Raw genomic sequence first — 11328 nt, forward strand, 5'->3', positions numbered from 1 at the left:
ACACCACTCCGTGTCGACGACCCGGTGGGCTCGCCTTCACTCCCCGTACCGCTTCCGTGCACGTCAGCACCCCTCGCGCGCGTTCCGGTCGCGGTGTGTGTGTTTGTGTCGCGGCCCCCCCCGCCCCGCCCCCCGGCCCCACCGCCGTCCTGGGCCAAGCGCAGTCGGCCGGCACGAGCGTCCCCGTCCGCGTGTCAGCCGGCGGGGGCGATGTCGGTGGGGCATGCGACGATCCAGGCGTGATCGTCTCGCTGGATTCCTTGTTGCCCGCTGCCGCTCCGCACGTCTCGACGACCTATGCCGACTGGGTCGCCGCCCACGACCCGGACGCGGCCGGGATCGCGCGTGACCTGATCGACGACATGGGTTCCGAGTTCAACCGGTCCCGGGCCAAGCCCGGTCGGTTCGTCGACTCGATGGCCGCACGCGCGCGGCGGCTGCCGGCGGCCCACCTGCCGTGGTTCTGGGACACCGTGGGCCACCGGCTGATCGGTCATGGCAGCCGGCCGGGCGGACGGGCGTACGCGGCGGCGCGGGCGGCGGAGGCACAGCACGGGCTGCCGGTGGACCCGGGCTACCGCCGGGCCAACGCGCTGCTGTTCGCCCAGGGCGGGGCCATGCCCGCCAAGGAGTTCGGGGCCCATCAGCGCTTCCTCGCCGAGACGTTGGAGCCGGCCGCGGCGCACGCGGCACTGGACGCGTTCCTGACCGCCTGGGCGGGCTCGCCTGCGGACCTGCCGGCGGATCTCGTGCGACGGGTGCGTGCTTCGGCCAGGGCGGCCGGGCACGGGGACGAGGAGGTCGCGCGGCTGGTGGGATCGATCTTGTCCGTCACCAGGAAGAAGTCGGTGCCGGACGCCCTGCTCACCGCGGCGGCCCCGGTCCTCCAGGCCCATCCGCCGACGGACACGGTCGCGGCCGGGCTGCTGGAAGTCTTTCCGGACGGCGTCACCGACGGCGGGGCATGGCTTCGGATGCTGATCGCCTGCGGCGCGACGGAGGCGATGGAGTCCGGGCGCGTGGTCCCCGAGGGCGGGCTGCACCATTGGGTCGGACACTTCGTGCGCATGTACCAGTACGCGGTCCAGTCCGGCGGCGGGGTCGCGAGACAGCCGTTGCCGGTGGAACTCCTCGATCTGGTGGGCCGGTTGGGGCCGCGACTGCGAGCCGCGGGCGACCCGGTGACGTTGCACACCACCCGGCACCACTACCAGGGCTTCGACGCGGACGTGCTGGACGCCGTTCTGGCGGCCGGCGTCACGGTCGTCGACCCGGGCCCGGAGGTCCGGATGCGCTTCTGGGGCGAGGGATCCCGGCGGGACCTCGCCGCGCTGGCCGCGGATCCGGTCTTCGGCGGCAGGCTGGAGGGGACCGTGCACGCGAACCTGCTGCCCAACTGGTCCATGGCCCGCCGACGGCAGCCCGGTTCGGCCGTGACCCTGCTGCCGGGCAACGAGGGCATCGCCCAGGAAGTGGCAGCGCGGGTCGGCAAGCTCGTCGACACGGTCGGGGGCGGCGGCATGGCCGGGGCCGAGGAGGCCGTGACCGAGCTGGAGACCCTGCTGGACCGGCCGACGGTGACGGCGCTCGGCGGCATCGCCGACGCCCTCGCCGGGGCGGGCGCCGCGGGCGCGCTGCGGCGCTCGCTGGCGGCCGGGCTTCCGGAGGAACTGGCCTGGCCGGCCCTGGAGTCGGTGTACGCCGAGTTCGCGGCGGACGCCGGGCCCGAGGAGACGGACGCGGCGCTGCCGGGCGTGGCCGGTGTGACGTCCACCTGGCCCGTGCTGACGGTGTTCGGGCGGGACCGGGCGGTCGCCGTCGCGCCGGAAGGGGTGCGGGGCTCCTGCCGGTTCACGGTGCCGCAGGACGCGAGCATGTTCGCCGTCCACTACGTGGGCGGGTCCTTCCTGGTGAGCTGGACCCAGTCGGCCGGCTCCCTCTGCGACACCGCCGTGTGGGCCGACCGCCCGGAAGAGCCGTTCACGCCTGAAATGGTCGGCGGGCTGGTGCCGTTCGGCGGCAGTCCGGACGGGGCGTACGGCTTCCAGTTCGAGACGGCCGACGGCGGCGGACGGCACGGCGGCACACGCGTGCTGCGTCCCGGCGGTAGGGAGGGCATCGACCGGGAAGAGCTGCAGCTGGGCGACGGCTCCCGGATCTGGACCAACGCCGTCCACAGGAGGAAACCCTGGGAGGTGGTGGACCCGGTCACCGGGGTCCGCCAGGGCGCGACGGCCCTGCCGGACTTCCCGGGTCGCGCCGCGAGCGCCGATCCGGCGACGGAACCGTCCGAGGCGGGTATGAGCCTGGCGGTGGAAGCCCTGCAGCTGGCTCCGCTGCCTGCCGCTCTGGCCGACTCGCCGCTGGGCAGCCGGGGCGGGCTCGTCGGCACCCGCGTGCTGTTCGGCACCCGGTACCGCGATCACACGCCCGACCGCTTCCTGGTGCAGAGCGTGGACGGGCGCACCGCCCGGTTCGCCATCGACCGGCCGGGGCAGGAGCCCTGGGGCCTGTGGGCGCCGCCGGAAGGTGCGGTGGAGGACGTGGTCCTCGCCGAGGCGGAGACCCGGACGGGAGTGCGCGCGTACGGCGCCGACGGCGCACTGCTGTGGGAGCAGGACGGGCACCGCTCACCCCGGCACCCGCGGGTGAGTCCGGCCCGGCGGGCCACCGTGTCGGGCGGCGTGGCCCTGCCACCGGCCTTCTGGTACCTCCTGCGGACCCGGGACGCGGCCGGTTCGCGGGCGCTGCGGTCCGTGGGACGGCAGAGGGCGGACACCTTGCTGACGGCCGCTCTCGACGACGCGGAGGCGTTGCGCGCGGCCGTGGCCAGGGAGTTGCCGGACATCGCCGACCCGGTGCTGACGGACGCCGTCGTGGCGGTGGCCCGACGGGCCGCGCGGGTGGAGGAGCGGAGGCGTGCCCTGCACCGGCGCGTCACCCTCCTCGGCGAGGCGCCGCCGGCCGGACCGCGCCGGACCGCGCCGGACACCGAACTGATGCCCGCGTTGACCGGGTTGGTCCCGCACGGAGAGCACGACCCGTGGCGCAGGACCCCGGACGTGGCCCTTCCGGCGACACTGAGCGCGCTCGCCGCCGACGGCGCCTGCCTGGCAGGGACGATCGTGGAGGAGGTGCGGAGGCTCTCTCCGTCGGCGGTGCCGCACGACTGGTCACACCTGCTGGGCACGATCGACGCCGCGGCGTGGCGGGCGGCGGTGGCACCCACCCCGGAGGGGGCGCGAGCCGCTCTGCTGGCGCTCCTGGACACCTGGGCCGACCAGCCGTTCGCCCGATCAGACAGCCGGTGGTGGGTGGGGCGCACGTCCGACTCCGGCGTCCTGGACGGGCTGCGCGAGGGAGGTGTCCCGGTGGCGTCCGCCGCGGTGCGGGGCAGCGCGTCGGAGTGCTGGTTCGCCGCACCGGCGACAGACGGCGGGAACGGCGATCCGGTACCGGCGGCGGTTCCCGAGGCGCGACTCGTCCACGTGGAGCGGGACGACGCCACCCCGCTTCGGGCCGTGGTGGCGGCGGTCGACGCGCACGGGCCGGTTCCGTTGCCGGAGTCGGCGGCCGCGCGGTTCGCCGAACTGACGGGTGTGCGAAGGGCTGTGGCCCGGCTCGTGGTGGCGGGGCTGGTCGGCGGGAGCGACCGGGACGAGGACCGGGCCCTGGCGCGCAAGGCCCCCTACAAGGCGACCCCGATGACGGTCGAGTCGTACGAGCGGCTGCACACCCGTCTCGGGAGTGGCGGCCGGCGAGCCGTCCTGGCGGCAGCACTGCCCGAGGACCCGGCCGAGCTGTGGCGACCGGGCGGCGTCGAGGCGGCGGTGGAACGGATGGCCGGCGTCTGGCGGCGACGCCTCGGTGCGCTGCCCGCCGTGCACGACGAAACGGCCGACGCCCTGGAGGCCGACCTGGGGCTCGGCGAGGTGTGGGCCCGGCGGCTGGCCGGCGGGTACGAGGCAGCCGAGGACGCGACCGTGGAGGCGGCCGACTGGGAGCTGGCGGCGACGCCGTACGGCATCGGGGTGGAGGTCCGGGCCGTGCCGCCGGCGGGACCCGAGCTGCCCTACGGCACCCCGGTGGGCCTCCCGATCGACCGGATCGCGAGCGTGCTGGTGTGGGCGTGGACGGACCGGCCCGTCGGCGACCCGGCGGTGGCCGGGGCGACTGCCCTGTACGAGCGGCTGCTGGCCGAACTGGACCGTCCGGAGCTCCTGCTGGCGCTGCCCGGCGGACGGGTCCAGGACACCTCGGAGCGGATCGCCGAGCGGTTCGGGCAGGGGCTGCTTCCGGTGGCGATGGGCCGCCGCAAGGAAGAAGGTCCGGTCCCGGTCACCGCGTACGACTCCGGGCCTCTCGTGGTGTGCGCGCCCGGCGGCGCCTCCTTCCTCCGTCCCGCTGCGGTCGCCGATCCCGACGTGTGGCGGCTGGTGAAGGAGGTCACCGATCTGACGGAGGAGCTGAACCGGGTGGCACCGCTGCTGCCCGGCGGCGGCCTGGAGAGGATGATGCGGCGGGCCCGCTCGGGGGCCGTGCGGGCAGGTGCGTACGAAGCGGATCCGCGGCAGTCCTGCCCGGAACTGATCGCGCGGGTGACGCGGGAACTCGGCGTCGGCACGGACGCGGCGGCGCTGTACCTCCAGGTGGCGACGCTGGCCGCGCCCACCGACCGCGACGTGCGGCGGTGGAACGGCTGGTCGGCCAAGCGGCACGCGGAGGTCCGGACGGAGCTGCTCGCCACCGGCGCGGTGGGGGAGGCCAAGCGCGCGCGGGCCGGCCGTACGGTGTTCCTGCCGGGTGAGTGGACCGAGCTGAAGGCACCTCACCTGCCGCTGGAGACGGTGAAGCTGGCGGCGTACGAGGTGCGCCCGCTGTGGGGCAACGAGATCCGTGCCCCGTTCGGCCGGATCCTGCCGACGGCGCCGCTGCACGAGATGTTCACGGCGGCATGGGAGCGGATGGCCGGCGGGAACGGAGGCGGCCGCTAGACCCCTTCGTGGGATCGCGTTCACCCGCCGACGGCACGTGGGCGAGCTCTTCGTGAGGGCGCCCTCGCCGGGCGTCGTGACCGACGTCGCGCCCGTGGCGTCAGCGGCCCGCCCTGCCGCCCGCGAGGTGGGGGAAGCGGAACTCGGTGCGGCGGTGGGCCGTCGCACCGGGGAGCAGCGCGGCGCTGGGCTAGTCGGGTCGGTTCGGGGCGTCGGGGAAGTGCTGCGTCTCGAGGCAGACCACGCCGTGGCGTTGGAAGGCACGGCCGGTGTCGTCGGTGAGTGAGCCGTCCAGCTGGTTGGCGGTGTAGACCTGAAGGCCCGGTGCCGTGGTCCACACGTCCATGACGCGGGTCCCCGCCGGAGCCGCCGGCCGGCCTGCGCACCGCGGCCGCCCCGCCTCCTCGCCGGACAGGGCCCAGCAGTGGTCGTACCCTCCGGCCCGGCGGATCGGGTGTGCGGTTGGTCTGGACCTGACAAGTATTGCCCGCTAGCGTGGTCGCGGCGCTGACTGAGAGCGCTCTCAGATTGTTGGATTCCCCTCACCAGGAGGCCCCGTGAGACGCACATCCGCCCTCCGCGCCGCCGTCGCGGCCCTGATGCTGACCGTCGGACTCGGCGGGGCCCACTCGGGCACCGCGAGCGCCGCCCCCGCGGCCGACCCGCCCACGGTGTCGTCCGGCCTCCTCGACGCCATGCAGCAGGACCTCGGCCTGACGAAGTACCAGGCCGAGGAACGGTTACGGGCCGAGCAGGCAGCGGTGCGCGTGGAGAACGAGGCGCGCCGGATCACCGGCGGCTCCTACGCCGGAGCCTGGTTCGAGGCGACCACGGGACGGCTCGTCGTCGCCCTCACCGACCGGAACGAGGAGGCCGACGTACGGGCGCTGGGCGCCGACACCCGACTCGTACGCCACAGCGCTGCCGCGCTCGACGGCACGAAGTCCCGCCTGGACGCGCTCGCCGCTCCCTCCGGCGTCGCCGGCTGGCACGTCGACCCGAGGTCCAACAGCGTGGTCCTCACGGTGGTCCGCGCCGCCCGGACCGAGCCCGCCGTGCGCGCCTTCGTCGCACAGGCTCGCGCGACAGGCCCCGTCACCGTCGTCGAGACGGCGAACGCTCCGCGGACCTACGCCGCGGGCACCGTGGGCGGCGATCCGTACTACACCGGCAACGTCCGCTGCTCCATCGGCTTCTCCGTGCACGGGGGGTTCGTCACCGCCGGGCACTGCGGGCGGGCCGGCGCCGCCGTACGCGGCTGGGACGGGTCCGCGATGGGCACCTTCCAGGGCTCCTCGTTCCCCGGTGACGACTACGCGTACGTCAGCATTCACAGCGGCTGGTGGACGGTGCCCGTGGTGCTCGGCTGGGGGACCGTACCGGACCGGCTCGTCCGCGGATCCGCGGAGGCTCCCATCGGCGCGTCGATCTGCCGCTCCGGCTCCACGACCCGCTGGCACTGCGGAACCGTCCTGGCCAAGAACGAGACCGTCAACTACAGCCAGGGCGCCGTGCACCAGATGACGAAGACGAGCGTGTGCGCGGAAGGCGGCGACTCCGGCGGGTCCTTCATCAGCGGCGACCAGGCCCAGGGGGTCACCTCCGGCGGCTGGGGCAACTGCTCCTCCGGCGGTGAGACGTGGTTCCAGCCCGTCAACGAGATCCTCGGACGTTACGGCCTGACCCTCCACACCGCCTGATCAGACGCTCGACGACACACCCGGCCGCGAGAAGTCGCGCGCGGTTCGGGGCGGGAGAGCACGCAGGTGGTCCCGGACCGTCCGGGGTCCGGGACCGGGTCAGCGACGGCCGAGCGTGCTCTCCCGCTCCACCAGCTCGAAGTCCGCCTGCACACGCCGGGGCACGTACTCCTTGTCCAGGAGACCGGCGAGGACGGCCTCCACCGCGGCCCGCGCGATGGCCGGCTTGTCGGCGAGACGGACGTGAGCGTCACCGCGCCGTAACGCCCTTCGACGACGTCGTCGAACCCCACCACGGCGACGTCCAAGGCGGCACCGAGCGCCACGGCGGCCACTCCGTCCGACAACGGAGCCGTCGAGATCACCGAGCACTGAGGCGTCCGGGGAGGGGAGGCGCGATTCCCCTCCCTCCCGGCCGGGCGCGTGAGCGTGGCAGGTCGGCGGCCACGGTCCACGGCGCGTGAGCGTCGCGGTGCGGCAGACGGGTGCTACATCCTCGTCGGGGAGACGGACGCGGACAGGGTGAGCGGGCCCGGCCCGGTGTCGTCCGCGGGCGGGGCAGGGGAAGCGGTCCAGATCATGGTGAGGAGGAGGGCCAGGATCGCGATCACGGCCAGGACGATCGCCACGACCACGCGGCGATCTCGTCGTGGGCGTACGCCCTCGTCACCTGACTCCGGTTCAGGTTCCTGAGCAACCCGCGGTTCCAGCGTGCCGAACAGCGATGCGAGGTGGGGGTCGTCGCGTATGAGACCCTGCTCGATCTCCGAGAGGATCTGTCGGTCGTCTGCATGAGGACTCATAGCGGCCCCCTCCGGGTCGGCGCACGAGCCGCGTCCTCTTCCATTGTGACCGCCAACCCCCGATCCGGCAGCCCAGTGCCCGGCACCCTCGCTCACGTGCGACGCTCGCTCACGCGCGCTCCGCCGCCCCGCGTTCGTCCGCGTCGTCCACGAGCCGCGGCGCCCCGGTCGGGGGGACGGACTCCGTGGCGTGGAGCGACGACGGGGACGGGCCGCGGCCTCGGGTGAGGCGGGTGGCGATCGGCTCGGCGTAGCGGGCCGTGAGCGGTCCGATCACGACGAGGACCAGGACGTACGCGGTGGCGAAGGGGCCCAGCTCGGGCTGGACGCCGGCGGTGACGGCGAGGCCGGCGATGACGATGGAGAACTCGCCGCGCGCCACGAGCGTGCCGCCCGCCCGCCAGCGTCCCTTCGCCCCGATGCCGGCGCGCCGGGCGGCCCAGTATCCGGTGGCGATCTTGGTCAGGGCGGTGACGACGGCGAGGGCGAACGCGGGGAGTATCACCGGCGGGATGCTGGCCGGGTCCGTGTGCAGGCCGAAGAAGACGAAGAAGACCGCCGCGAACAGGTCCCGCAGGGGGCTGAGCAGGGCGTGGGCGCCTTCGGCGACCTCACCGGACAGGGCGATGCCGACGAGGAACGCTCCCACCGCCGCCGAGACCTGGAGCTGCTGCGCGATGCCCGCGACCAGGAGCGTGAGACCGAGGACCACCAGGAGCAGCTTCTCCGGGTCGTCGCTGGACACGAAGCGGGAGATCACCCTGCCGTAACGGACCGCGACGAACAGCACCAGACCCGCGACACCGAGCGCGATCGCCAGGGTCGCGCTGCCGGCCGCGAGGCTCACGCCCGCGAGCAGCGCCGTGATGATGGGCAGGTACACGGCCATCGCGAGGTCTTCGAGGACCAGGATGCTCAGGATCACCGGCGTCTCGCGGTTGCCGAGCCGCCCGAGGTCGCCCAGGACCTTCGCGATGACGCCGGACGACGAGATCCAGGTGACGCCGCCGAGCACGACGGCGGCCACGGGGCCCCATCCCAGCAGCAGTGCCGCCGCGGCGCCGGGCAGCGCGTTGAGGGCGAAGTCGACCAGCCCGGCCGGGTACTGGGTCTTCAGATTGGAGACGAGGTCGCTGGCCGTGTACTCCAGGCCCAGCATGAGGAGCAGCAGGATCACACCGATCTCCGCGCCGATCGCGACGAACTCCTCGCTCGCGCCGAGCGGCAGCAGACCGCCCTCGCCGAAGGCGAGTCCGGCCAGCAGGTACAGCGGTATCGGTGAGAACTGGAAGCGGCCCGCGAATCGTCCCAGCAGGCCGAGAGCGAGGATGATCGCGCCGAATTCGATCAGGAAGATCGCGGAGTGCACGCGATCACTCCTGTCCGAGTATCAGGGCGGCGGCGTCGACACCCTCGCGGGTGCCGATGACGATGAGGGTGTCTCCGCCGGCCAGCCGGAAGTCCGGCGTGGGGGAGGGGATCGCACCGGAGCGGCGCAGCACGGCGACGATGGAGGCTCCCGTCTCGGTGCGCATCCGCATCTCGCCGAGGACCCGCCCGTTCCAGTGCGACTGCGCGGACAGCTCGATGCGTTCCGCGACCAGCCCCAGGCCGGTCGTGTGCAGCACGTTCGGGCTGTGATGGGCGGGCATCAGCGCGTCGATCAGCGAGGCCGTCTCCGCCTCGGTCAGATGGAGCGACTGGGCACACGCGTCGGGGTCGTCGGCTCGGTAGACGTTCACCGACCGGGTGCCGTCGCGGTGCGCGATGACCGACAGATGGCGGTGCTCACGCGTGGTGAGGTCGTACTGGACACCGATGCCGGGCAGGGGTGTCGTTCTCATCCGCGGAGCAGGCACAGGCCCGTCCCTTCTGCTCGTCTCAACCAGGGTTCCGCCACGGGGAGCCGGCGCTTTCCCCGCTCCGTGGCCCCGACATGGTGCCATCCGCGCGGAGGTCTCGGACATGGGTGTCGGCACGGATGGACATGGCCCTGGGACACTGGTCAGGATGGAGCGGGGACGTGGGTCCCGCCGCAGGTCACCGGGTGCCTGCGGGACGAATGTTCCATGGGTCGGGCGGGCGGAGAGCCGGTCGGGAGAGGCAGGATCGTGTCGCTGTACTGGCGGATCTTCCTGCTGAACGCCGCCGTCCTCGTCGTCTCGGTTCTCCTGCTGCTCGGCCCGGTCACCGTCTCCACCCCCGTGCTCTTCGGTGAGGCCATCGTGCTCGTGGCCGGGCTGATCGCGATGCTCATCGTCAACGCCTTCCTGCTGCGGGTCGGCCTCGCACCCTTCCAGCGGCTCACCCGGGCGATGCTGACCGCCGACCTCCTCAAGCCGGGCCGTCGCCCCGCGGTGACGGGCCACGGCGAGATGGCCGAGCTGACCCGTACGTTCAACACGATGCTCGACCGCCTCGAAGCCGAACGCGCCACGAGCAGCGCCCGCGTCCTGTCCGCGCAGGAGGCGGAACGCCAGCGGATCGCACGGGAGCTCCACGACGAGGTCGGGCAGACCCTGACCGCCGTACTCCTCCAGCTGAAGCACTCCGCCGACCACGCGCCCGACGCGCTCGGGGACGAGCTGCGACAGGCGCAGGAGACCACCCGCGGGAGTCTCGACGAGATCCGGCGCATCGCGCGCCGCCTGCGGCCCGGAGTGCTGGAGGAGCTGGGACTGCTCAGCGCGCTCAGGTCCCTGGCCACCGAGTTCTCCACCCGCGGACTGACCGTACGGCCCCATGTCGACGCAGGGCTGCCGAAGCTCGACCAGGAGACCGAACTCGTCCTCTACCGCGTCGCCCAGGAAGGGCTCACCAACACCGCACGTCACTCGGGCGCGAGCCGCGTCGACCTCCACCTGAGCCCTCTGTCCCAGGGCGGGGTACGGCTACTGGTCCGGGACGACGGCCGGGGGATCGGACGGGCGGCCGAAGGCGCCGGCATCCGGGGGATGCGTGAACGCGCCCTGCTCATCGGCGCGGATCTGACGATCGGTCCCGGCGAGAGCGGAGGGACCGAGGTCCGCCTGGACGCCACGGGCGGAGCGAAGGGGAGGACGGCATGACCGCGGCGGGCGCCACCCGCATCCTGCTGGCGGACGACCACGCGCTGGTGCGCGGAGGGGTACGTCTCATCCTCGACGCCGAGCCCGACCTCACCGTCGTCGCCGAAGCAGCGGACGGAGCGGAGGCGGTCGCCCTCGCTCGGACCGAGCGGATCGACCTGGCCGTCCTCGACATCTCCATGCCCCGGCAGACGGGTCTCCAGGCGGCCCGCGAACTCGGCCGACTCCAGCCGCAGGTGAGGATCCTCATCCTCACGATGTACGACAACGAGCAGTACTTCTTCGAAGCGCTCAAGGCCGGCGCGAGCGGTTACGTGCTCAAGTCCGTGGCCGACCGCGATCTGGTCGGAGCGTGCCGGGCCGCCATGCGCGACGAACCCTTCATCTACCCCGGCGCGGAGACGACCTTGATCCGCAGGTACCTGGACCGGGCCGAGCAGGGCAGGCCGTTGCCCGACAAGGCCATCACGGACCGGGAGGAGGAGATCCTCAAACTCGTCGCCGAGGGGCACACCTCCAAGGAGATCGGCGACCTGCTCTTCATCAGCGCCAAGACCGTCGAACGCCACCGGGCCAACCTGCTCCAGAAGCTGGGGTTGCGCGACCGACTGGAACTCACCCGCTACGCCATACGCGTCGGACTGATCGAGCCTTAGGGGGTGCCCGGCGGATCAGGGCCGGGGCCGCCGGACACGCCCTGGGCCCGGGGGGGCGTCCGGTGCCCCCCGGGCGGCGGCCCCGGGGGGGGGGGGGGCGCCCCCCC

8 protein-coding genes and 1 pseudogene are annotated in these 11328 nt (G+C 73.6%); 4 read left to right on the forward strand and 5 right to left on the reverse strand.

Going from position 1 to position 11328, the window contains the following annotated elements; translation table 11 throughout:
* Positions 1 to 239: 239 nt before the first annotated feature.
* A complete protein-coding gene (locus ACFVZW_RS30175) occupies positions 240 to 4994 on the forward strand; it encodes a hypothetical protein (protein ID WP_384527821.1) in 4755 nt (1584 codons plus the stop codon).
* Between the two features lie 190 nt (positions 4995 to 5184).
* Here ACFVZW_RS30175 and ACFVZW_RS30180 read toward each other — a convergent pair whose 3' ends face one another.
* Complete coding sequence (locus ACFVZW_RS30180; protein ID WP_384527856.1) at positions 5185 to 5478, reverse strand: hypothetical protein; 294 nt, start codon at positions 5476 to 5478, stop codon at positions 5185 to 5187.
* Between the two features lie 73 nt (positions 5479 to 5551).
* Here ACFVZW_RS30180 and ACFVZW_RS30185 point away from each other — a divergent pair, with 73 nt between their 5' ends.
* On the forward strand, positions 5552 to 6694 hold the full coding sequence (locus ACFVZW_RS30185) for a S1 family peptidase (RefSeq protein WP_384527823.1): 1143 nt from the start codon (positions 5552 to 5554) through the stop codon (positions 6692 to 6694).
* Between the two features lie 99 nt (positions 6695 to 6793).
* Here ACFVZW_RS30185 and ACFVZW_RS30190 read toward each other — a convergent pair.
* The 4 genes and pseudogenes from ACFVZW_RS30190 to ACFVZW_RS30205 all read right to left on the reverse strand — a co-directional run.
* Positions 6794 to 6999 (reverse strand): annotated as a pseudogene (locus ACFVZW_RS30190) (substrate-binding domain-containing protein); the annotation flags it as partial.
* A gap of 183 nt (positions 7000 to 7182) precedes the next feature.
* Entirely contained in the window at positions 7183 to 7497 is a 315-nt protein-coding gene (locus ACFVZW_RS30195) for a DUF3040 domain-containing protein (RefSeq protein ID WP_384527826.1), read from the reverse strand.
* Positions 7498 to 7606: 109 nt separating this feature from the next.
* A complete protein-coding gene (locus ACFVZW_RS30200; RefSeq protein WP_384527829.1) occupies positions 7607 to 8866 on the reverse strand; it encodes a cation:proton antiporter in 1260 nt (419 codons plus the stop codon).
* Positions 8867 to 8870: 4 nt separating this feature from the next.
* Positions 8871 to 9341: a cation:proton antiporter regulatory subunit gene (locus ACFVZW_RS30205; protein WP_384527832.1), complete on the reverse strand. Its 471-nt coding sequence runs from the start codon at positions 9339 to 9341 to the stop codon at positions 8871 to 8873.
* A gap of 267 nt (positions 9342 to 9608) precedes the next feature.
* Here ACFVZW_RS30205 and ACFVZW_RS30210 point away from each other — a divergent pair, with 267 nt between their 5' ends.
* A complete protein-coding gene (locus ACFVZW_RS30210) occupies positions 9609 to 10565 on the forward strand; it encodes a HAMP domain-containing sensor histidine kinase (RefSeq protein WP_384527835.1) in 957 nt (318 codons plus the stop codon).
* Positions 10562 to 11221: a response regulator gene (locus ACFVZW_RS30215; protein ID WP_384527838.1), complete on the forward strand. Its 660-nt coding sequence runs from the start codon at positions 10562 to 10564 to the stop codon at positions 11219 to 11221. The genes ACFVZW_RS30210 and ACFVZW_RS30215 overlap by 4 nt, the downstream gene beginning before the upstream one ends.
* Positions 11222 to 11328 lie beyond the last annotated feature (107 nt).

The organism is Streptomyces sp. NPDC059567, assembly GCF_042735655.1.
Lineage (GTDB): Bacteria > Actinomycetota > Actinomycetes > Streptomycetales > Streptomycetaceae > Streptomyces.

Excerpts from the sequence above, each read along its gene's own strand:
- ACFVZW_RS30195 (WP_384527826.1), bottom strand. The coding sequence starts at position 7,497 with ATGAGTCCTCATGCAGACGACCGACAGATCCTCTCGGAGATCGAGCAG.
- ACFVZW_RS30205 (WP_384527832.1), bottom strand. The coding sequence starts at position 9,341 with ATGAGAACGACACCCCTGCCCGGCATCGGTGTCCAGTACGACCTCACC.
- ACFVZW_RS30215 (WP_384527838.1), top strand. The coding sequence starts at position 10,562 with ATGACCGCGGCGGGCGCCACCCGCATCCTGCTGGCGGACGACCACGCG.